The following is a 21,782-nucleotide window of genomic DNA, read 5'->3' as shown; positions in this document are numbered from 1 at the left end:
CCTGTGTCGGCCTGTCTCGGTGTCTAGTCTTCGAACGCGGCGATGCGGGGTCGGGAGCCCCACTGGCAGAAGCCCACCGGCTCGAACGGGAACTGGCGATCGCGCCACATCGGCTCGTCGTGGATCTCGCAGACGCCGGTGGAGTATTCGAAGGTCATGCCGTCCGGGCCGGAGAAGTAGAGGAACTGCGCCGACGAGGTCGGGTGGCGGCCGGGCCCGAAGGTGATGTTGATCTGGCGGTCGCGCAGGTGGTTGAGCGAGCGCTGGATGTCGTCGGTGGCCTCGACCTGGTGGTTGATGTGCTGGATGCCCGGCTTGTGGAACGGGAACAGCGCGATCGAATGGTGGATCGAGCCCAGTCGCATCAGCGGCGCGTCGCCGATCCGGTCGGAGACGCGGGCGTTGCAGACCGTGGTCCAGAACTTCTCGTCGCGGGCAGCGTCCGTGGTGCACAGACCGACATGGCTGAAGCCGGTGATGCCGGCGTCGCGGGTGCCGTGATAGCGCTGGCCGGAATGCTCCGGCCGCACCACCAGCTCGATACCGTTGCCGGTCGGGTCGGTGAAGCGGATGAACTCGCGCACGTGACGGGTGGCGCATTCCTCCGCCGTGCCGGCATGCACCGGGTGGCCCAGCTGTTCCAGCGTCGCGGCGGCAGCCTGAAGCTCCGAGCGGCCGGCGACCTCGAAGGCGGTGACCTGCTCGTCGGGATCGCCCTCGAAATAGCAGAGCGTGTGGTAGCGGCTGTCCGACTTGAAGTGGATGGCGCCGCGGTGGCGCTCCGCCACCTCCAGGCCGAGGATGTTCACGGCGAACCACTCCGCACCTTCCAGGTCGCGGGTGCCGAGGCGGCAGTAGACGACGTCCTTGAGCTCGATCATCGGAAAATCCTCCTGGATCTCTCCATCGCCCCGACGGGCGGCACGGGGGCTAGATGGCCTCTCCCAGAAACTCCGGCTGGGTGGTCGGCGATCCCCAGGCGCAATGCGACTGCGGCGTGGACGGGAACTGGCGGGGCACGCGGCCGTCGAGGTGGGCGCCGCGCTCCATCTCGGTGCTGTAGACGAAGATCAGGTCGCGGGGGCCGCGGGTTGCCACGAACTTCTTGCCGGAGGTCGGCTGGCGGCCCGGGCCGTGCACGATGGGCAACTGCAGCCCCTGGAAGACGTAGAAATTCTGCATGACGTTGTTGATGCCCTCCACGGCGAAGTCGATGCCGAAGAGGCCGTCCCGGTCGGACGGGTAGAGGGCGATGCGGTGGTGGGCGTCGTCGAGGCGCAGATAGGCGGTGTCGCCGGCCCAGTCGGACACGGAAAGGCCCACCACGTCGGTCCAGAAGGCCTCGTTCGCGACGACATCGGTGCAGGCGATGAGGACAGACGACAGCTCGACGATGCCGGCGTCACGCGGCCCGTGATAGCGCCATCCCGAGGTGAGCGGCCGCCAGACGAACTCGACCACGAGGCCGTTCGGCGCGCGCGTGGCAATGCCGCGCTTGATCTTGCGGGCGGCGCACTGGTCGGCGTCCAGCTCCGCGCTTTCGGCGCCGGCGGCGGTCAGCCGGGCGGCCATGGTATCCAGGTCGGCATCCGTCGCGACGGTGAGGGCGACAGCGTCCTCCTCGCCGGCGGCGGTGAAACAGACGGAGTAGGCGCGGGCGTCGGAGCGGAAGAAGGCGCGGCCGTCCTCGGCGCCAGCCGGTTCCAGCCCCAGCGTGTCGCGGGCGAACACGGCGGGCGCGTCGAGCGCCTCGGTCTTCACGCGCACATAGCGCAGGTCTCGGAAGGTCACCGTCTCAGCCATCGCTCACAATTCTCGCATCCGGGGAGAGGGGTGGCCCCGCGCTGGGCGGGGCCACCGGTCCGTCTCGTCAGTTCTTGATCGTCTCGGCTTCCGCCTCGAGATCAACCAGCATCGGCGACTTCTCGCGCCACGTCGCGTACCAGTCGTCGATGGCGTCACCGAAGAAGGCGCGGTCGACGGTGAGCACCGGCACGTCGGTGCCCTTCAGCTTCGCCAGGTAGTCGGCGTCGATGTCGGCGTAGGAGGCGACGAGCTCGTCCAGGAACTTGGCGAAGGCATCATCCACCTTGGCGCGGTCGCCCTCCGGGATCTGCTGCCAGCTACGGCCCGAGGCCACGGCGATCATCGGGAACATCATGTGGTTGGATTCGATGATGGTGCCGGCGTGGTCGTAGTACTTGGAGTTCCAGGTCCCCTCGAAGTCGATCTGCATGCCGTCGACCTGGCCGTTGGCGAAGGCGTCGTAGAGCGCCGGCAGCGGCATCGGGGTCGGGGCGGCGTCGAGCTTCTTCCAGAAGTCCAGCTCCGGCGCGAACGGGATCGTGCGCACCTTCTTGCCGGCGATGTCGTCGACGGTCTCGATCTTGTCGGCCATGACGATCTGGCGCATGCCGGCCATGCCGTAGCCGAGGCCGACGAGGCCGAACTGGTCGACCTGGTCGAGCAGCTTGTTGGCCGTCTCGCCCTGCAGCAGCTGGCGCGCGCCGGCCACGTCGTCAACGATGTAGGGCGCCAGGAAGATGCCGTAGTTGGGATCGCGGTTGGAGAACTCGCCGAGCGTCAGGAAGGCGAAGTCCAGGGCGCCGGTCTGCAGCTGCTGTAGCATCTGCGCCTCGTTGCCGAGCTGGCCGCTCGGGAAGATGAGGATGTTGACGTCGCCGTTGGTCTCTTCCTTGAGCGCTTCGGCCATTTCGGAGGCCGTGATCGTCCACTGGTGCGACGGCGGGGTGATCAGGCCGAGCCGGTAGTCCTTCGCGTCGGCCGGGCCGGCGGCAACGACCAGCGCCGCTGCGGCTGCCGTAAGCGAGGCAAGGGTGAGAAGGGTCTTCATGCAGTTCCTCCCTGAGTGTCGGATCCGGTCTTCGGATCCTTGTTGGCGTTGAGACAGTCGATCAGATCCAGCATCACGCGGTCGCGTTCGGCCGCGATGGCCTCGGGCGAGCGCCCGTCGGCGATCTCGGCCATGCCGTCGGTGAGGATGGCGCGGGTTCGGGCGTCGAGGCGGGGCGCGCCGAGGCTGTCCCACCAGCGCTCCACGTCGTCGCCGAGATCGTCGAGAAACTTCGGCAGGCCGGCGGAGCCGCCCGCGAGATGGAAGATCGTGGTGGGGCCGATGACGGACCAGCGGGCGCCAAGCCCGGCGGTGACGGCAAGCTCGGCGTCCTTCACCGATGCGATGCCCTCGCTGGCGATGTTCACCGCCTCGCGCCACAGCGCCGCCTGCAGCCGGTTGACCAGGTGGCCGGGGGCTTCCTTGCGCAGCCGCAGCACCACCTTGCCGAGACCCTCGTAGAAGGCGGCGGCGCCGTCGAGGAGGGCCGGGTCGGTGCGGGCACCGGTGCCGATCTCCACGGTGGGCATCAGGTAGGGCGGGTTGCAGGGATGGGCGAGGATCATCCGCCCGGGATGGGCCATGCCCGCCTGCATGTCGGTGACGGACAGGCCCGACGATGACGAGGCGATGACGGTGGTTGCCGGGATCGCGGCTTCCAGCTCGGCGAGCGCGGTGCGCTTGATCGCCATGCGCTCCGGCAGCGCCTCCTGAACGAAATCGGGCACGAAGGGCAGGTCGGCGACGCGGGCGACGTGAACCGGCGGCCGGCTGGTGGCCACCGGGTGGCCGAGCCGTTCCAGCACCGGGCGGGCGGTGTCCCACGTCTCGGCGAGGCGGTGGGCGACGGTCGCGTCGGGATCGACGACCACGGCGTCGTGGCCGGCGGCGGCGAACAGCACCGCCCAGCCGCAGCCGATGGTGCCGCCGCCGATGACGGCGATGGAGCGGGTCTCGCTCATCCAAGCAACTCCTTCAGGCCGATGGAGAGCGGCGGGAAGATCGACAGGAGGACGATGACGATCGCGGAGGCGGCGAAGAAGGGCACGATCAGCCAGGCCAGCCGTTCCGCCCGGACGTTGCCCATCAGCGCGGCGGTGAAGAGGCCCGTGCCAACCGGGGGCGTGAGCAGCCCGAGGGTCAGGTTGAGACAGACGATGACACCGAACTGGAACGGGTCGATGCCGTAGGTCTCGATGGCCACCGGCAGGAGCACCGGCACCACCAGGATGATCGCCGGGATCGGGTCGGTGATCATGCCGAGGCCGAGCAGCAGCACGTTGAGAAGCAGGAGGAAGACCAGCGGCGAGGAGGTCAGCGATTCCAGCCAGGCGGCGACCAGCGCCGGCAGGTTCTCGAAGGTGATGACCCAGGAGAAGACCTGGGCGGCGGCGATCAGGAACAGCACGATCGCGGAGTTGCGCGCTGCCCGCACGAAGGCCGGGAACAGGTCCTTCACGCTCATGTCGCGGTAGATGAACAGGCCGATGAGCATCGCCATCAGGCTGGCGATGGCGGCCGCCTCGGTGGGCGTGGCGATGCCGCCGAGGATGGTGCCAATGATGATCAGCGGGATCAGCAGCGCCGGGATCGCCTCCCAGAAGGCCAGGGCTCGGCCCTTCAGGCTCATGGCCTCGGTGGTGGGGAAGGCGTGCTTGTGGCCGAGCCAGGCGATGACGACGACGAACACGGCGAACAGGATCAGGCCCGGCACCACGCCGGCGATGAACAGGTCGCCGATCGGGATCTGCGCGATCACGCCGAAGATGATGAACATCATCGAGGGCGGGATGATCGGCGCCAGCACGCTGCCGGCGGCGGTGATGGCCACGGAGACGTCGCGCGGATAGCCGGCGCGCTCCATCTCCGGCACCGCCATCTTCGACATGATGGTGATCTGTGCCACCGCCGAGCCAAGGATCGACGCCATGAACATGTTGGCGACCAGGTTCACGTAGGCGAGGCCGCCCTTGATGCGCCCGAGCAGCGCCAGCGACAGCATCATCAGGCGGCGGCCGATGCCGCCGGAGTTCATCACCTCGCCGAGCAGGATGAAGAGCGGCAGCGCCAGGAGGCCGTAATTCTCCAGCCCGCCGAACATCTGCTGGGCGTAGGACTGGAGGAGGACGGTGTTGCCGCTCGCCATGATGTAGATGAGCGCGGTGGCGGCCAGCGCGAAGGCAATGGGGAAGCCGATGGCGATCAGCGTGACGAAGGAGCCGGCGACGAACATCAGGCGGTCTCCTGCAGGCTGGTGACGCTGTTGGACAGGTTGCGCGCGGCGTGGATGAACAGCGTCAGCGCGGCGTAGGGCATGACCAGCCAGAACCAGACCTTGCGCATGCCGATGGTGGTGGTCGGCTCGCTGTAGATGAAGTTGAAGGTGGTGCTGGAGAAGGCGCGCAGGCTTTCCGCCGCCATCACGGTGAGCGGGTCGAACCAGCGCCAGACGATGAAGCCGAGGGCCGCGACGAAGACCAGCACCAGCGCGTCGACCACGACCTGCAGGGCCGCGCGGCGTTTCGGCGGCAGCGCGTCAGGCAGCAGGGTGACGGCGATGTGCTCGCGGCGGGGAAGGGCCGCGGACGATCCCATGAAGGCCGCCCAGATCATGGCGTAGATGGCCAGCTCGTCGATCCAGATCACCGGCGTGCCGAAGGCGCGGGTGAACGCGTTGGCGATCAGCAGGCAGAAGATCGCGCCGACGAGGGCGCCGGCCAGCCACGAATCGAGGGTGGCGACGCCGTCACTGAGCCGCGTCAGCCAGCCGGTGCGCGCGGGGCGGGGCGCGACGGACCCGCTTGCGTCCACGTCGCTCACGACCGACGCCATGCCGTCTCGGCCCTGATCGGGTCCCTGTCCATGCCGCATCCCTCCCTGAGTTTCTGGTTTGCCTTGTCCGGGCAGCGGGTCTGACGGAAAAATATCAAAATTTTCCGGCTGTCAATCCGATTATCGAGATTGAAGGGGTGCAGCCTCTTTTCTAGAAATAGCGTAGAAGGGATGGGGCCGCGCGGGTGCACCCGCCGGTTGCCGACCATTTGGCGCGCCCGGGTCACCGCCGGACGGCGCGTCGCGCAGAGGGCGTCGAATGAACGACATCGTGCTCAACGGCCGCTATGACGGCCCGGAGAAGACGCTCGCCGAGCGGGCCTACCGGCTGATCCGAGAGGATATCGTCGCCGGCGTGCTCGAGCCCGGCCTGAAGCTGAAGATCACCATGCTCCAGGACCGTTACGGGCTGGGCGCGGGGCCGCTGCGCGAGGCGCTGGCGAAGCTCTCCAGCGACCAGCTGGTCGAGCTGGAGGGACAGCGCGGCTGCCGCGTCGCGATGATGTCGATGAAGGACGCGCGCGAGATCGGCGACCTGCGCAAGGTGCTCGAGGCGCAGGCGCTGCAATTCTCCATTCCCGCCGGCGACGACGCCTGGGAGGCGGCCGTCATCACCGCCTACCACCGGCTGGAGCAGATAGAGCGGCGGATGAACCAGGGCATCAACGACCTGCCGGAGTGGGAGCTGCGCAACCACCAGTTCCACAAGGCGCTGGTGGCGGCCTGCGATTCGCGCTGGCTGCAGTGGATGCGCCAGCTGATGTTCGACCAGCACGAACGCTACCGGCGGCTGTCGCGGATGAAGACGGTGATGACCCGCGACATCCACGAGGAGCACAAGGCGCTGTTCGAGGCGGCCATCGACCGCGACGCCGCCAAGGCGGTGGCGGTGATCGGGGTGCACGTGCAGCGCACCACCGATGCGGTGCTGATCGCGCTGACGGAGCAGCGCGACTGAAGGCGGCGGGAGTGCCGCGTCAGCCTGCCGGGGTGGCGTCGATCTTCTTCGTCAGCGCGTCGCGCCATTCGATCGCCGTCTCGCGGCTCATGGCGAGATCCACCACGTTGCCCTTGCGGTCGGTGAGCTCGGTGTGAACGACGCCGGTCGGCCCGGACTGGGCGGCGACCGCGGCGACTTCCATGCCCTCGGCCAGGTTGGCCGGCACTGCGAACATGGCCCGGTAGTCCTGGGATTCCAAAAGCGCGGCCTGCAGCAAGTTGGCCAGCGCGTCGACCCGTCCGGGGCTCATCAGCAGGCCCTGCTGGCTGTCGTCGGAGAGCTTCACCAGCGCGACGAAGCGGCCGTCCGGCGTGTGGCCCCCGCCCAGCACCTCGGTGATCTCGAAGGCGTCGACGTTCATTTCCTCGTCGGACATTGTGGCTCTCTCCCTGTGGCGATGGCCCAGCCTCGCGGCAACGCGCCGCCGTGTCGAGGCCTCAGGCGAAGGTGGCGGTCGCCTGCATGTGTAGCGTGCCGTCCATGCCGATCGTGCGACAGGTGCCGTCGTCCGATCCCGCGACCGTCAGCGTCCGCTCGGCGATCGCCGCCGAGATGCCGCGATAGGCGAAGCGCGCAGGCGCGCGGCCGGCCCGGTGGGCGGCGTAGTTCAGGAGCAGCGTCGCCTGGATCGGGCCGTGCACCACGAGGCCGTCATAACCTTCCACGTCCCTGGCGTAGGGCAGGTCGTAGTGGATCCGGTGGCCGTTGAAGGTGATGGCGGAGTAGCGGAAGAGCAGGGTGGACGGCGTGTCCACGCTCCAGGTCTCTCCATTGGTGTCGGCCGCCGCGTCCGTCTCCGGTCGCGGGCGCGCCGGCGGTCCGGCTTCCCGGTAGACGATGTCGTGGCGCTCGCGAACCGCCAGGCCGCGGTCGGTCAGGTAGTCGTGGTCGACCGCTACGAACCAGAGCTCGCCGGTTCGGCCCTGCTTGCGGGTGATGTCGGCGATGGTGGTCACCCGCCGGACCCGGTCGCCGACGCGCAGCGGATCGTGCAGCTCCAGTGTGCCGCCCGCCCACATGCGGCGCGGTTGCGGCACCGGCGGCAGATCGCGGGAGAGTGAAGGGTGGCCGTCGGGTCCGAGTGCGTCCATCGGCGCGATGGCCGGCGCCAGGCACCAGTGGATGCCAAGCGGGGCGACACCGTCCGGCTGAGCTGCGAGATGCGGCGCGAAGACCGCCCGGAAGCTTGCGTCGAGGCGCTCGGCGACGACGTCCTCGCTCTCGCAGGTGCGGCCGATCCAGTCGGCGAACGGGCGCTCGCCCGCGCCGGTCACGCCGCGCTCCGGCCGGACCGGCTGGCGGCGCCCGCCGCGAACAGGCCGAGCGAGGCGACGGGGCGGTCGGAGGCCAGGTCGAGGATGGCGGCCATCAGCGCGTCTGCAGCGGCGGGCTCAAGTCCGCCGCCGGTGAGAAGCAGACGCGCCTTGGCGGCCATCTCCCCGGCATCGAGCGGATTGTCGGGATCGCCCTTTGCCTCGTGGCGGGTGGCGGTGAGGACGCGGCCGTCTTCGCTCGTCACCTCGATGGTGGCGCCCCATGCGGCGGGATAGGCCCGGTCGAGGGTTGGGTCGATGGCGAGCGAGACGCGAGCGCGTAGATCGGAGAGCCGGTGACGTGCCGGGCCGTCGAAGCTTTCCTGGGTTACCGAGCCGTCGAAAAGCGCCGCGGCGACGCAGTGCTGCAGCGAGAATTTTGCACCGTAGGGCTCGTGCGGATCCGGCCGGTCGCAGACATCGAGAGCGGCGCGGTAGGTGGCCACGCGGACGTCGCGAATGGCCGCGCCGCCGAGATCGGCGTGAAGCGACAGGGCTGCGTCGATGGCCGGATGCGTGTGGCGGCAGCACGGCCATGGCTTGATGGAGGTCTCCGTCAACGCCCACGGCCGGTCCGGGTCGGCGTTTACGGCGGCCGGGTCGGGATCCGGGCAGAGGCCGGCGAAGAAGCCCTTCTCGCCCTCCAGGATCGTCGCCGGGCCGGTGAAGCCCTCCTCGGCCAGAAGGGCGGCGAGCACGCCGGATTCGGCCGCGCGCGCGGTATGAAGATGCTTGCTCATGGCGCCGGCGGACAGAAATTCCCACAGGCCGGAGGACTGGGTGCCGGCATTGCCCAGCGCCCAGACGGTGCGGTCCTCGTCGAGGCCGAGAAGCCGAGCTGACGCCATCGCCGAGCCGAACGGGCCGCAGGTGGCGGTGTTGTGCCAGACCCGGTAGTGGGCCTTGCCGACCGCCATGCCGACCCGGCAGCACGCTTCGTAGCCGGCCAGAACGGCGGCGAGGAAGGCGCGGCCGCCGAGGCCGCGGGCACAGGCGATGGCCCAGGCGGCGGGGATCACCACCGAGCCCGGATGGGTGACGGAGTCCCGGTGGAGATCGTCCATCTCGAGGATGTGGGCGAGACCGCCGAAGTGGAAGGCCTGGCGCGCCGTATCGCCCGAGCCGGGCGGCGCGACGGCGGTGAGGATGCGGGCCGGCTCTGTGCCGTGGGCGCCGAGGGCGCAGGCGACGGTGTCCAGCACGAACAGGCTGGCACGCTCCAGATCGGCGTCGGCGAGGACCTTGGCATCGATCAGGCGGACGAGGTCCCGGGTGAGGCTCATTGGCGGGCTCGCTTGAACAGGGGTCGGTGCGGCCGCGATCATCGGCGCGCAAGCCCGTCCCCGCAACCCCGGCGGTACCGGGGGCGGGCTCCAGCCGGTCTTCCTTTCGCGGGCGCCGTGAGCGGCTCTGGCTCTTTGTGGTGACGCACTTCTGGACGGAAAACCGGTTCCGGCTTTGCCTGGAAACGCGTTCTTTAGCCGCAATCGCGGACGGAAAGACGGAAAACCGCAAGAGCACTTTTCCTGCGATTGCTTGAACCAGCGCGCGACCGCGCGCCGGCCGGTCAGGCCGCCCACCCGGAGCCGGTGAGCGATAGCGAGCTCGGCGCGAGGGGATTATTCAGTCGCGTTTCCGGACGGAAAACCGGTTCCCACTTTTCCTGGAAACGCTTCAGGCGCGCTGGCCGTAGTAGAGCCCGACCACGTGCTGGGCTTCGGCGAAGAACAGCCAGCGCGAGGCGGCGACGCCGGCAAGATGCACCGGCACGGCGAGAAGCAGCAGCGGCCAGGCGGCCGGCACGGCGAGCGCGATTGCGCACAGGACCAGCGGCACGGCGAAGCCGAGCGCCAGGGCGAGCTTGCGCAGGGCTTCCGCGCGCTTGCGGCCGATCTGGAAGACCATCTCCCGCATCAGGTAGTTCGGCGCGGTGTGCGGCGCCTCCAGCAGCCGGACCCGGCCGAGATGCGGCAGGCCGATGGCGGTTTCCGGGCTCGAACCGTCGGCGTCGAGGCGGGTTTCCCGCGCCTTGGTCGACCAGACCAGCCACATCGCCGTGGCGACGAGGATCATGACCGTGGCGACCCAGAAGGGCACGCCGCCGGCCGGCCCGGAGATCGGAGCAAGGGCTGCAAGCGTCAGCGCGCCGCCGGCCAGTCCCAGCGCCACGAACAGCGGCGAGGTCGGCGGCTTCGACCAGCGCGGCACCGATTTCAGGCAGCCGTAGATCATCGACGTGCAGACCACGCAGACCACCGCCAGCACGGCGGCGGGGATGCCGAGCCAGGGCGTGCGGACACCGAAGAAGACCCACAGCAGGGCGTAGAGGCCGAAGACCGTCAGCGTGACGATGGAGGCGACGCCCTCGCGCGACAGCCACGACGAACGCCATTGGGAGAGCGCTCGCCAGGCGCGCTGCGGATTGCCCAGGTGCCAGAGCGACGCAAACAGGCCGATCGAGGCGAAGCCGAGCGCCAGACCGCAGGCGAGGAGCGCGAACCAGAACCCGTCCGGGCCGAGGCCGAGCCCCAGCCAGGCCATCAGCCCGAAGCCGATGCCGGACAGGGTGGTGAAGACGATGATGGAGGGGGCGGGATGCATCAGCCGAGCCTTTCCAGGGCCCGGTCGAGCCAGCTGAGGAAGCCTGCTGTCTCGGGTTCGGCAAGCGCCACCAGGTCGATGGAGTCCGGTGCGTCGATGTCGGCCTTGGGCCGGGGCGGCAGGTAGCGGTTCACCGGCTTGGTGCCCTGTTCGGGCATCAGCTCCACGCCGCCACGGGCCTCGACGAGCCTGGAGACGTCGGAGGTTGGATCGGCGAGATCGCCGAAATGGCGGGCGTTGGCCGGGCAGGTGCGCACGCAGGACGGCACCCGGTCCACCTCCGGGATATTGTCGTTGTAGATCCGGTCGACGCAGAGCGTGCACTTCTTCATCACGCCGGCGTCGTGGTCCATTTCGCGGGCGCCGTAGGGACAGGCCCAGGCGCACAGGCCGCAGCCGATGCAGGCGTCCTCGTTGACGAGCACGATGCCATCGGCGGAGCGCTTGTAGCTGGCGCCGGTGGGGCAGACGGTGACGCACGGCGCGTCGTCGCAGTGCAGGCACGACTTCGGGAAGTGGACGATCTGCGCGGCCGACGCCGCGCTGCCGCAGCGGCTTTCGGACGGCGTCACCTCGAAGGTGTGGATCCGGTTCAGGAAGGTGCCGGACGGCGCGGCGCCGTAGGGGTCCTGGTCGGAGAGCGGCGCGCCGTAGCCGCCGGTGTTCCACTCCTTGCACGCGATCACGCAGGCGTGGCAGCCGACGCAGGTGTCGAGATCGATGACGAGGCCGAGCTTCTTCTCGGTGGTCTGCGGAAGGGTGGTCATGTCCATTCCTCCCCGTAGGCGATGTCGTCGGGCCCGACGCCGACGGGCGATTGCTGGGCCGGCATGTGCGGCTCCGACCAGGGGCCGGGCTCGGCCTTCTCGATCTTCACGCGCAAATCGTACCAGGCGGCCTGGCCGGTGATCGGGTCGGAATTCGACCAGCGCTGGCCGTCGCCCTTCGGCGGCAGCAGCTCGTGGATCAGATGGTTGAGCAGGAAGCCCTTGGTGGTCTCCGGGGCGTCCTTGTCGAGCGCCCAGGCGCCGGAGCGCTTGCCGATGGCGTTCCAGGTCCAGACCGTGTGGGAGTTGACCGCGTCCATGCGGGCGATGGGCACCTTGATCTTGCCGTGGTGGGAGGTGAGCCAGACCCAGTCGCCGTCGACGAGACCGTGCGTCTCGCAGATCGAGCCGGGGACGTAGAGCGGGTTGCGGCCGTGGATCTGGCGCAGCCAGGCGTTCTGCGAACCCCAGGAGTGGTACATGGCGGCCGGGCGCTGGGTCAGCGCGTGGATCGGGAAGCCATCGACCATCGCGCCCTCGAAGGGCGGATACCAGGCGGGAAGCGGGTCGAACGTCTCCAGGATGCGCTGGCGGAGATTGTCCGGCGGCTGCCGGTCGCCGTAGCCCTTGGCGGCGAGGCGGAACTTCGCCATCGGCTCGCAGTAGAGGTTGAAGACGTAGTGCTGCGGCGCGTCGAACAGGCCCATCCCGACGGCCCAGTCCTGGTAGGCCTTGTTGAACGGCTTGAAGAACTGCGCCTCTTCCGGGATGTGGGCGGTGTAGAAGCCGCCATTCTCGATGTAGCGATCGAGCTGTTCCGGGTTGGGCGCGCCGCGCCCGGGCCGGTCGTCGTCCTTGCGCCAGCCGGCGAGCGGGCCGATGCCCGGCCGGCGCTCGTGGTTGACGATGTAGTCGGCATAGTCGCGGTAGGCGGGCGAGCCGTCGTCCTTGACGAAGCCGGGAAGTTTCAGCCGGGCACCGAGATCGATCAGCGCCGACTGGAAGCCGCGCACGTCGCGGTCGGGCTCCACGACCGGCCAGCGGATGGCGTCGGCGGCGGCATCCGGTTCGGAGATCGGCCGGTCCAGCAGCGAGATGCAGTCGTGCCGCTCAAGGTAGGTGGTGTCCGGCAGGATCAGGTCGGCGTAGGCCACCATCTCCGACGAGTAGGCGTCGGAATAGATGATCTTCGGGATGACGTAGGAGCCGTCCTCGTTCTGCGCCGACAGCATCTCCATGGTGCCGCGGGTGTTCATGGACGAGTTCCAGGCCATGTTGGCCATGTACATGAACAGGACGTCGATGCCGTAGGGATCGCGCGCATGGGCATTGGCGATCACCATGTGCATCATGCCGTGCGCCGACATCGGCGCTTCCCAGGTGAAGGCCTTGTCGATGCGCTTGGCGGTGCCGTCGTCGTCGATGGCCAGATGCTCCGGCCCCATCGGATAGCCGAGATGCGGCCCGTCCAGCGGCTTACCGGGCGTGACGCCGGAGTGCGGCTTTGGATGGCTCTCCACCGGCTTCGGATAGGGCGGCTTGAAGCGGAAGCCGCCGGGCGTCTCCACCGAGCCGATGAGGAGCTGCAGGACGTGCAGGGCGCGGCAGGTCTGGAAGCCGTTGGAATGGGCCGAGATGCCGCGCATGGCGTGGAAGGAGACCGGCCGGCCGATCATCTTGTCATGGTGGACGCCGCGCATGTCGGTCCACGGCTGGTCGATTACCACCTCTTCCTGGAAGGCGGCGTGGGCGATCTCGGCGGCGAGGCGGCGGATGGTGGTGGCGGGGATGCCGCAGGCGTCGGCGACGGTGTCGGGGGCGTATTCGTCCGACAGAACCTTCTCCGCCATCAGCTCGAAGACGGGCCGCGCGGTGCGGCCGTCGGGCAACGTGACGGTGCCCTTCACGGCGGGGGCTGCATCGCCGTCGCTGGAGGCGCGCACGGCACCGGTCTTGCGGTCGAGGACGAGCGGCGTGCCGTCGCCGTCGCGGGCGATCAGGCCCTCGCTCTCGCCTTCGTCGGCGACGATCAGCCAGGGCGCGTTGGTGTAGCGGATCAGGTAGTCGAGATCGACGTTGCCGGTGCGCATCAGCTCGCGCGCCAGGGCAAGGATGAACAGGCCGTCGGTGCCCGGCGTGATGCCCACCCATTCGTCGGCGATGGCGTTGTAGCCGGTGCGGACCGGGTTCACGCCGACGATCTTGGCGCCGTTGCGCTTGAGCTCGGCGAGGCCGAGCTTGATCGGGTTGGAATCGTGGTCCTCGGCGACGCCGAAGATCATGAACAGCCGCGAGCGCTGCCAGTCCGGCGCGCCGAACTCCCAGAAGGCGCCGCCCAGCGTGTAGATGCCGGCGGCCGCCATGTTGACCGAGCAGAAGCCGCCATGAGCGGCGTAGTTGGGGGTGCCGAACTGCTGCGCCCACCAGGAGGTGAGCGACTGGCTCTGGTCGCGGCCGGTGAAGAAGGCGAGCTTCTTGGGATCGCTCTCGCGGACCGGCTCCAGCCAGTCCACCGCCGTCTGCAGCGCCTCCTCCCAGGAGATCTCCCTGAATTCGCCCGAGCCGCGCGGACCGGTGCGGATCATCGGCGCGCGCAGCCGGGCCGGGGAGTAGTGCTGCATGATGCCGGCGGAGCCCTTGGCGCAGAGCACGCCCCGATTCACCGGATGGTCGCGGTTGCCCTCGATGTAGCGAACCTTGTCATCGCGCATGTGCACGTTGATGCCGCAGCGGCAGGCGCACATGTAGCAGGTCGTCCGGCGGATCTCGTCGGAGACCTTCGGTGACAGGGCGATCTTCGGCTCGACCGTCATGCGTCCTCCCAGCCGCGCGCTCTTCCGGCCGTTGGTATGTGACAGGCGCGTGACTTAGAGCATGTCCAGAGTGAACTAATCGATCCAACGAATTATTCTTGTCGTTTCGATCGATTGCGTTTCTATAGTGCCATGACGCTCGACCAGCTGAAGATTTTCGTCGCCGTCGCCGAGCGCGGCCACGTCACCCAGGCGGCGGAAAGCCTGCGCATGACGCAGTCCGCGGCCTCCGCCGCCATCGCCGCGCTGGAAAAGCGCTACGGCACCACGCTGTTCGACCGGATCGGCCGGCGCATCGAGCTGACCGAGGCCGGCCGCCGGTTCCTGCCCGAGGCCCGCGCCGTGCTGGAGCGCGCTGCGGCAGCGCGCTCTGTGCTGGAGGATCTCTCCGGGCTGACGGTGGGCGCCATCTCGCTGGCCGCCAGCCAGACCATCGCCACCCACTGGCTGCCGCGCCGGCTCGCCGCCTTCCACACCGCCTATCCGGGCGTGCGGCTCGACGTAACCATCGGCAACACGCGCCAGGTGGAGACAGCGGTGGCCGATGGGGCGGTGGATGTGGGGCTGGTGGAAGGCGAGACGCGCCACCGAGCGCTGGTGCGTCAACCGGTGGACGTGGACCGTCTGGTGCTGGTGATGGCGTCGGGGCAGGCGGCGCCGTTGCGGCTCGGCAGTGGCGGCATCGACCTGAAGACGATTCCGTGGGTGCTGCGCGAGAGCGGGTCGGGCACGCGTGAGATCTTCGAGGGCTTCGCCCGGTCGGAAGGCTTCGATCCGGATGCGCTCGGCGTGTTCCTGGTGCTGCCGTCGAACGAGGCGGTGCGCGAGGCGGTGGAGGCCGGGGCCGGCGCGACGATCATTTCAGAGCACGTGGTCGCCCGCGACATCGCGGAGGGCCGGCTGACCGCGATTCCCGTCGATCTGCCGGTGCGCGAGTTCGCCCTGGTGCGCCACCGAGACCGCTACCAGAGTGCCGCGCAGAAGGCGCTTGTCGGCGTGCTGGCGGAGCGGGAGGCGGACGCGGGTCAGGGTCCGGCCTTTTCGGCCTGACGCGCCAGCACTTCCTCGTAGGCAGCCTGAAGCCGGGCCCGCACGGAGGCGTCGGGGTTGGCCGGGCCAGTCGGGGTGCCCAGATGCTCCGCCCGCAGCTCGTCCATGAAGGCGTCGAGAAGCTCCGGCCCCCCGGCGTTCAGCACCCGGGCACGAATGGCCAGATCCTCGCTCACGGGCAGGTGCCGCAGGCCCCAGACGCTCATGGCGGCGAAGACGGGCAGCAGCTCGATGCCCTTCTCCGTCAGGCTGTAGAGCGCCTTCTGCTTGTGGCTGGGATCGTCGCTGCGGGTGAGGATGCCTTCCTCCGTCAGCCGCTTCACCCGCGCCGCAAGGATGTTGGAGGCGATGCCTTCCTCCGAACGGGTGAGCAGTTCGCGGAAGTGCCGCCGCCCGCCGAAGACGATGTCGCGGATGACGATCAGGCTCCAGCGGTCGCCCAGGACCTCGAGCGTCAGATTGATGGGACAGCCGGAACGGTGTGCGTCGGACACGAAAAGCCTTTCGGAAAACCGATTGCATTATGAAATCGGGATCGCGGAACCGCAACCGATCGCGGCATGCGATCGGACCGCGGCCCGCTGTCGAGAGGCAACGTCGGGGTCGGGCTGCCCTGCGCTAGTTCAACAGGCGCGGCAGAAGCAGGGTGATCGCGGGGAAGGCGATCAGGATGATGATGCGCACGATCTCGGAGGCGAAGAACGGCATCACCCCCTTGAAGGTCTGGCGCATGGGCACGTCGCGGGCGAGCGAGTTGATGATGAACACGTTCAATCCCACGGGTGGCGTTATCAATCCGAGCTCCACCGTCACCAGGATGACGACGCCGAACCAGATCTTGGTCTCGTCGGGGCTGAGGCCGAAATCGAGGCCCGCGATCACCGGCCAGAAGAAGGGGATCGCCAGGATGACCATGGACAGCGAGTCCATGAGGCAGCCGAAGATCAGAAAGACGACGATGACCAGCGCCAGGATCTCGTAGGGGCCGAGGCCGCTGGTGTGCAGGAATTCCGCCGCCGCCTGCGGCACGCCCGCCCGCGCCATGAAGATCTTGAGGAGCTCCGCGCCGAGCAGGATCAGGTAGATCATGCCGCTCATGCGGGCGGTGTCGAGAAGCGAGGTGCGGAACGACGCCCAGGTCAGCTTGGAGCGGACGATGCCGTAGAGCGCGACCAGAAACACGCCGATGGCGGCGGCCGGCGTCGGGTTGTAGATGCCGCCGTAGATGCCACCGATGACGATGCCGAAGATGACGATGACCGGCGCCAGACCCAGCGTCGCCGACCAGAGCTCGCGGGCCGGCACCCTTTCGCCCTTCGGTCCGGCGTCGGGGACGAAGCGGACATAGATGGCGATGGTCAGGAGGAACATCAGCAGCGCCAGCAGGCCCGGGATGAGCGCTGCGGCGAACATGGTGACGATGTTCGTCTCCACGATGATGGCGTAGACGATCAGCACCACCGACGGCGGGATGAGGATGCCGAGCGTGCCGCCGGCGGCGATGGTGCCGGTGGCCAGCGACGGAGCGTACTTGTAGCGGCGCAGCTCCGGCAGGGCGACGGAGCCCATGGTGGAGGCCGTGGCCGTGGACGAGCCGGACAGCGCGCCGAAGCCGGCGCAGGCGGCGATCGCCGCCATGGCCACGCCGCCGGGCAATCGCCCGAGCCAGGCATTCGCCCCCCTGAACAAATCGCGCGACAGGCCGGTGTGGGTGGCCAGTCCGCCCATCAGGATGAACAGCGGCAGCACCGACAGGTCGTAGTTGGAGAACTGCGCGTAGGCGAGATCCTTGAGCTGGTTGAGCAGCACCAGCGGGCCCGACTGGATCAGCGTGCCGCCGATGCCCACGAGGATCATCGTGTAGGCGATGGGAACCCGGATCGCGATCAGGGCGAGAAGAACGACCAGGCCGAGCAGGCCGAGCGCGAGACTGTCCATGGGGCGGGCCTAGCGAGCTATTCGGCGATCTGGAACGGGGTGCGATGGGTGAACGGAACCTGTCCACGCGCGGCCCGGTAGCCGTCGATCAGGGTGATGATTGCGGCGATCAGGAGCAGGAGGAGGGACGCCAGGATCGGCGGGAACGCCGTCCACAGCGGCAGCCCCAGCACCGGCGTGACCTCCAGCCACTTCACGTAACCCCACATGCCGAACCACATCTGGCGCAGCAGCAGCAGGGCGAAGCAGATGGCGAAGATGGCCGAGAACGCGCCCATCAGGGCCTTCGTGCCTTCGCTCATGCGCTCGGTAAAGATGTCGACGGTCACGTTGGCGCCGACGAGCTGGCAGTAGGGCAGGAACATGAAGATCACCACGGCGATGAAGTGCTTCATCAGCTCGTGGTCGGCCGGGAACGGTGCGCCCAGCACAAGGTTGGAAACGGCGCTGGCCGTGGTCATGACGGCGAGGCCGCAGGCCAGCAAGCCGCCGGCAAGGGCCCACAACTCGATGGTCCGCCCCAGGACCGCGATGGTCCTGGCGACGGGGGTGTCGGGACGCGGCGGCAGGGCCGCCGCGTCCGAAGCGGGCGTGTTCGCGCTCACTGCTTGTGCTTTTCGATCGTCTTCTTGGCGGTATCGACGAGCGCCTTGGCGTCGAAGTCGTCGCCCTGCTCCTCGATCCACGCATTCACCACCGGGGTCAGCGCCTCGTTGAAGCCGGCCATCTGCTCCTCGGTGAGGACGATGTGCTCGTTGCCGGCGTCGACGGCGATCTGGATGCCCTTGTCGTCGGACGCGCGCCAGACTTCGGCGACCTTCTTCAGCCACTCCTCGTCGGAGTTCTTGTTGAAGATTTCCTGGATGTCGGCCGGCAGCGAATCCCACTTGTCCTTGTTCATGGACACCTGGAAGACCGTCGTGCCGAAGCGGTTCGCGTCGGGACCCTCGATCTGGTAGTCGGTCACGTCCTGCAGCTTCAGCGGCGGGATGATCTCCCAGGGGATCAGCGCGCCGTCAACGGCGCTGGTGGCCAGCGACTGCGGCAGGTCCGGAACCGGCATCGTCACCGGGGTCGCGCCCATGGCCTTCACCACGGCGTTGCCGGTCGGGCCGGGCACGCGCAGCTTCATGCCCTGGGTGTCCTCGACCGAGTGAACCGGCTTCTTGGCGGTGTGGATCGCCTGGCCGGCGTGCACGTGGTTGAAGAGCAGGTGAACGCCCTCGTACTCGTCGGCGAGATATTCGTCGTACATCTCGCGCATGGCGAGATTGGTGGCGGCGATATCGTTGGTGAACACCGTCGGCAGCTCGAACGCCTCGGAGCGCGGGAAGAGGCCCGGCGTGTAGCCGTTCACGGTCCAGACGATGTCGACCACGCCGTCAGCCACCTGGCGGAACAGCTGCGGCGGGGCGCCGCCGAGCGACATCGACGGATAGATCTCGATCTCGATGCGACCGTCGGAGTCCTTCTCGATGGCCTCGGCCCACGGCTCCAGCATCTGCGTCTGAGCCGGCGACTTCGGGCTCAGGAAATGGTGCAGCTTGAAGGTATACTCAGGATCGGCGGCAGAGGCGGGGCTCTGCATCATCACCGCCGCGCTCAGCACGCCCGCCGTGGCGAGCAGGAAATGTCTTCTTTTCATGTCGCGTTCCTCCAGAAACATGGATGGCCACCGTCGGGGTGGCGGTCTGCGGCCACGTCGTTGCGTGGCGGTTCTCACAGGTTCGTTCCCGTGACTTTTCACTGAATCCGGACCTGTGTCCAGAATGGTTTAACTGCAAACGAAATCGATATTTTTCCCGGTCGAGGCGCCTCAACCTAACGCGGATCGCGTGCAGGGAAAGGCGACCGGTGTGAACAGTGCGTTCGCGATTTGGGACCGGCCGCACCGGACCCGTCGGGCGGTGCGGCCGGGCCGATCAGAACGGGTAGTGCTGGCCGGGATCCTCGACCGTGATCCAGCGCAGCTCGGTGAACTCGTCGACGCCGGCCTTGCCGCCGAACCGGCCGTAGCCGCTCGACTTCATGCCGCCGAACGGCATCTGGGCCTCATCGGCGACCGTCGGGCCGTTGACGTGGCAGATGCCGGCCTCGATCCGCCGGGCGACGGACAGCGCGCGCTGCACGTCCTGGCCGAAGACGGCGGAGGACAGGCCGTACTCGGTGTCGTTGGCGATCCGCACCGCGTCGTCGACACCCTTGGCGCGCACCACGCAGACCACCGGACCGAAGGACTCTTCGGAGTAGATCCGCATGTCCGGCGTCACCTTGTCGACCACGGTGGCCGGCATGATGGTGCTGTCGGTGGCGCCGCCGGTGACAAGCTCCGCGCCCTTGTCGAGGGCGTCCTTCACCAGCGCGTCCACCTTCTCGACGGTGGCCCGGTCGACAACGGAGCCGAGCACAACGTGACCGGACGGGTCGCCATGGGGCAGGGCGGCGGCCTTTTCGCCGAAGCGCTTGACGAATTCGTCGGCGATGCTCTCGTCGACGACGATCTTCTCCGTCGACATGCAGATCTGGCCTTGGTTCATGAAGGCGCCGAACGCCGCGGCGTTCACCGCGCCCTCCATGTCGGCGTCATCGAGGATGACCAGCGGCGCCTTGCCGCCAAGTTCCAGCAGGACCGGCTTCAGGTGCCGTCCGGCCTGCTCGGCGATGATCTTGCCGACCCGGGTGGAGCCGGTGAAGTTGATGCGCTTCACCTTCGGGTGGGCGATCAGGGCGGAAACCACTTCCGGCGCGTCGTCGGCGGAATGGGTGACGACGTTGACCACACCTTCAGGCAGGCCGGAGTCCGTCAGCACCTTGCCGATCAGCCGATGCGTCGCCGGGCACATTTCCGAGGCCTTAAGGACAACGGTGTTGCCGCAGGCGATCGGCAGGGCGAGCGCCCGCACCGCCAGGATCACCGGGGCGTTCCACGGCGCCATGCCCACCAGCACGCCGACCGGCTCGCGCACGGCCATGGCCATCGTGCCGGGCTTGTTGGACGGGATGATCTCGCCGGTGATCTGGGTGGTCATCGCCGCGGCCTCGCGCAGCATGTTGGCCGCCAGCATGACGTTGAAGCCGATCCACGGGCCGGTTGCGCCGGTTTCCGCCATGGCCGTCTTGATGAATTCCTCGGTCGCCGCGTCCAGCGCGTCGGCCGCCTTGTTGAGCACCGCGCGGCGCGCGGCGGGCGCCGTCTGCGACCAGTCGGGGAAGGCGGCGGCCGCAGCCTCGACGGCCTTGTCGACGTCGCCCGTCTTGCCGGCGGGCGCGCGGGTGGCGACGTCGCCGGAGACGGGGTTGCGCCGCTCGAAGACGGCGTCGTCCGCCGCGGGCGTGTCGGCGCCGCCGATCAGCATCGTGATGTCCATTCGATTACTCCTTGTTCTACGGAATGGCCGCCCATCGTGGCCGCGAGCGGCGCGAGGCGCGAAACGGGAGGTCGGGTGCGTTGGTGCGGCGGTGAGTGTCCGATCGCAACGGGGTGCGACGGCGACGGCACAACACGGACGATGGGAACAAACGGATCGCGCTCGCCACCGTTCCACGGCGACGGGAAGACCGGACCAACGCGGCGACCGAGCATGGCGGTACCGACAGGCCGGCGGCCACGTCTGCAAAGGCGGACACGATGGCGAGACCCTCCCAGAAACGCCGGGGATCGTTCGATCGATCCTCCGCTCGGCGCCCGCGGTCGCTATCGGGCGCGTAATCTAGTTTGTAATCAAACATTATTGTGGGGCGAAACTCAAGGCTGAATTCGGACGTTGTCATGCGACCAATAGCGGGTGCGGGGCCCGAATTGGGCGCGCGGAAGCTTCCGCTTGCGCATGCGGTTCGCAGCGGGTCTTCTGCGCGTCGTCGAGCACAGGAAAGGGCAGGGCGTGGGCTTCATTGCGAACAAGGCGCGTCCGTGGGCGCGCACGGCGGCGATGGGTCTTGCGGCTTGCGTCTGGCTGGCTGCCCTCTCGGGGATCGCAAGCGCCCAGGAGCTTCCCTTTCTCGGCCGATACGGGCTGGAGCCGGGCTGCGCCGGTGAAACGGTGCGCCTCTCGCAGACCCGGCTGGTGATCGCCGATCTGGTCTGCAAGGTCGCGGAGATCGACAGCACCGAGACCGGCACCTTCGAGTTTTCCCTCTCCGAATGCGTCCAGGACGGCGAGCCCACGCGCGGCAATGCCCTTTTCGGCTATGCCATCGACGGGGACGCCGTCGCGCTCTCCTTCTGGGGGCCGATCATCCCGGTCTTTCGCTGCGAAGGGTAGCCGGTCGCACGGGCCGCGGCGGCTGGCGAGACCCCGGGTCTCGACGCCGGCTGTCCGTGCCGACCCCGCCGGGCTTCACTGAAATTTAACCCTATCGTCAAGCTTCCCGAAACCTCGTGCATTTGCATGGAATTGCGGGCCGCCGATCCGCGCCTGACGGCCTACAGCCGCGCGGTGACGGCAAACTGACACAAAAGATCCAAGGGGTTCCTGCCACATTCAGCGAACAGGGCAGGTGCGGAAGAGGCTTACCGCCACGCCCTGCAAGCTGTCGCTCTGGCTCAAGAATCCGGCTCCGCAACGGAACCCGGACAGGGCAGGGGTGCGTCACGATCTGTTCTATTCAGGAACA

General features: G+C 68.3%; 20 protein-coding genes. 3 read left to right on the top strand and 17 right to left on the bottom strand.

Annotated features, from left to right (window positions below):
- Positions 1 to 23: 23 nt before the first annotated feature.
- The 6 genes from C507_RS0105600 to C507_RS0105575 all read right to left on the bottom strand — a co-directional run bounded on the left by C507_RS0105600 (position 24) and on the right by C507_RS0105575 (position 5,686).
- Positions 24 to 881 carry a VOC family protein gene (locus tag C507_RS0105600; protein ID WP_018698686.1) on the bottom strand — a complete coding sequence of 286 codons (858 nt, stop codon included), beginning with the start codon at positions 879 to 881 and terminating at the stop codon, positions 24 to 26.
- Positions 882 to 930: 49 nt separating this feature from the next.
- Entirely contained in the window at positions 931 to 1,803 is an 873-nt protein-coding gene (locus C507_RS0105595) for a VOC family protein (RefSeq protein WP_018698685.1), read from the bottom strand.
- Positions 1,804 to 1,870: 67 nt separating this feature from the next.
- A complete protein-coding gene (locus C507_RS0105590) occupies positions 1,871 to 2,854 on the bottom strand; it encodes a TRAP transporter substrate-binding protein (protein WP_018698684.1) in 984 nt (327 codons plus the stop codon).
- The gene (locus C507_RS0105585; protein ID WP_018698683.1) at positions 2,851 to 3,816 is read right to left on the bottom strand and encodes a 3-hydroxyacyl-CoA dehydrogenase family protein; all 966 of its coding nucleotides are present in this window, start codon (positions 3,814 to 3,816) and stop codon (positions 2,851 to 2,853) included. The genes C507_RS0105590 and C507_RS0105585 overlap by 4 nt, the downstream gene beginning before the upstream one ends.
- Positions 3,813 to 5,087 (bottom strand): TRAP transporter large permease, encoded by a 1,275-nt coding sequence (locus C507_RS0105580; protein ID WP_018698682.1) that lies wholly within the window; start codon positions 5,085 to 5,087, stop codon positions 3,813 to 3,815. The genes C507_RS0105585 and C507_RS0105580 overlap by 4 nt, the downstream gene beginning before the upstream one ends.
- Positions 5,087 to 5,686: a TRAP transporter small permease gene (locus C507_RS0105575; protein ID WP_018698681.1), complete on the bottom strand. Its 600-nt coding sequence runs from the start codon at positions 5,684 to 5,686 to the stop codon at positions 5,087 to 5,089. The genes C507_RS0105580 and C507_RS0105575 overlap by 1 nt, the downstream gene beginning before the upstream one ends.
- Before the next feature lie 259 nt (positions 5,687 to 5,945).
- Between C507_RS0105575 and C507_RS0105570 the strand changes: the two genes are divergently transcribed.
- A complete protein-coding gene (locus tag C507_RS0105570) occupies positions 5,946 to 6,644 on the top strand; it encodes an FCD domain-containing protein (protein ID WP_018698680.1) in 699 nt (232 codons plus the stop codon).
- Between the two features lie 19 nt (positions 6,645 to 6,663).
- Here C507_RS0105570 and C507_RS0105565 read toward each other — a convergent pair whose 3' ends face one another.
- The 6 genes from C507_RS0105565 to C507_RS0105540 form a co-directional block, all read right to left on the bottom strand.
- Positions 6,664 to 7,062: a hypothetical protein gene (locus C507_RS0105565; RefSeq protein ID WP_018698679.1), complete on the bottom strand. Its 399-nt coding sequence runs from the start codon at positions 7,060 to 7,062 to the stop codon at positions 6,664 to 6,666.
- A 61-nt stretch (positions 7,063 to 7,123) separates the two neighbouring features.
- The gene (locus C507_RS0105560) at positions 7,124 to 7,960 is read right to left on the bottom strand and encodes an HTD2 family dehydratase (protein ID WP_018698678.1); all 837 of its coding nucleotides are present in this window, start codon (positions 7,958 to 7,960) and stop codon (positions 7,124 to 7,126) included.
- Entirely contained in the window at positions 7,957 to 9,282 is a 1,326-nt protein-coding gene (locus C507_RS0105555; RefSeq protein ID WP_018698677.1) for an MmgE/PrpD family protein, read from the bottom strand. The genes C507_RS0105560 and C507_RS0105555 overlap by 4 nt, the downstream gene beginning before the upstream one ends.
- A 391-nt stretch (positions 9,283 to 9,673) precedes the next feature.
- Positions 9,674 to 10,600 (bottom strand): dimethyl sulfoxide reductase anchor subunit family protein, encoded by a 927-nt coding sequence (locus tag C507_RS0105550; protein WP_018698676.1) that lies wholly within the window; start codon positions 10,598 to 10,600, stop codon positions 9,674 to 9,676.
- A complete protein-coding gene (locus C507_RS0105545; RefSeq protein ID WP_018698675.1) occupies positions 10,600 to 11,367 on the bottom strand; it encodes a 4Fe-4S dicluster domain-containing protein in 768 nt (255 codons plus the stop codon). Before C507_RS0105545 ends, C507_RS0105550 begins: the two co-directional genes overlap by 1 nt.
- The gene (locus C507_RS0105540) at positions 11,364 to 14,180 is read right to left on the bottom strand and encodes a molybdopterin oxidoreductase family protein (protein WP_018698674.1); all 2,817 of its coding nucleotides are present in this window, start codon (positions 14,178 to 14,180) and stop codon (positions 11,364 to 11,366) included. Before C507_RS0105540 ends, C507_RS0105545 begins: the two co-directional genes overlap by 4 nt.
- Positions 14,181 to 14,312: 132 nt before the next feature.
- On the opposite strand from C507_RS0105540, the gene C507_RS0105535 reads away from it, so the two are divergent.
- Complete coding sequence (locus C507_RS0105535; protein WP_018698673.1) at positions 14,313 to 15,230, top strand: LysR family transcriptional regulator; 918 nt, start codon at positions 14,313 to 14,315, stop codon at positions 15,228 to 15,230.
- On the opposite strand, the gene C507_RS0105530 is transcribed toward C507_RS0105535, so the two are convergent.
- From C507_RS0105530 to C507_RS0105510, 5 genes are all read right to left on the bottom strand, one after another.
- Positions 15,206 to 15,724: a winged helix-turn-helix transcriptional regulator gene (locus C507_RS0105530; RefSeq protein WP_018698672.1), complete on the bottom strand. Its 519-nt coding sequence runs from the start codon at positions 15,722 to 15,724 to the stop codon at positions 15,206 to 15,208. The two genes, C507_RS0105535 and C507_RS0105530, sit on opposite strands and share 25 nt — an antisense overlap.
- A gap of 124 nt (positions 15,725 to 15,848) precedes the next feature.
- Positions 15,849 to 17,168, bottom strand: a complete 1,320-nt coding sequence (locus tag C507_RS0105525; protein ID WP_018698671.1) for a TRAP transporter large permease — start codon at positions 17,166 to 17,168, stop codon at positions 15,849 to 15,851.
- 17 nt (positions 17,169 to 17,185) lie between these two features.
- Entirely contained in the window at positions 17,186 to 17,773 is a 588-nt protein-coding gene (locus C507_RS0105520) for a TRAP transporter small permease (RefSeq protein ID WP_018698670.1), read from the bottom strand.
- A complete protein-coding gene (locus C507_RS0105515; protein WP_040400721.1) occupies positions 17,770 to 18,813 on the bottom strand; it encodes a TRAP transporter substrate-binding protein in 1,044 nt (347 codons plus the stop codon). Before C507_RS0105515 ends, C507_RS0105520 begins: the two co-directional genes overlap by 4 nt.
- Positions 18,814 to 19,090: 277 nt before the next feature.
- Positions 19,091 to 20,536, bottom strand: a complete 1,446-nt coding sequence (locus C507_RS0105510) for an aldehyde dehydrogenase (RefSeq protein WP_018698668.1) — start codon at positions 20,534 to 20,536, stop codon at positions 19,091 to 19,093.
- 459 nt (positions 20,537 to 20,995) lie between these two features.
- Here C507_RS0105510 and C507_RS0105505 point away from each other — a divergent pair, with 459 nt between their 5' ends.
- Positions 20,996 to 21,430: a hypothetical protein gene (locus tag C507_RS0105505; RefSeq protein ID WP_018698667.1), complete on the top strand. Its 435-nt coding sequence runs from the start codon at positions 20,996 to 20,998 to the stop codon at positions 21,428 to 21,430.
- Positions 21,431 to 21,782: the final 352 nt, after the last annotated feature.

This window comes from Amorphus coralli DSM 19760 (assembly GCF_000374525.1).
Lineage (GTDB): Bacteria > Pseudomonadota > Alphaproteobacteria > Rhizobiales > Amorphaceae > Amorphus > Amorphus coralli.
Note: the sequence above shows the minus strand (reverse complement) of the source record. Positions and strands in the feature narration are given on the sequence as shown.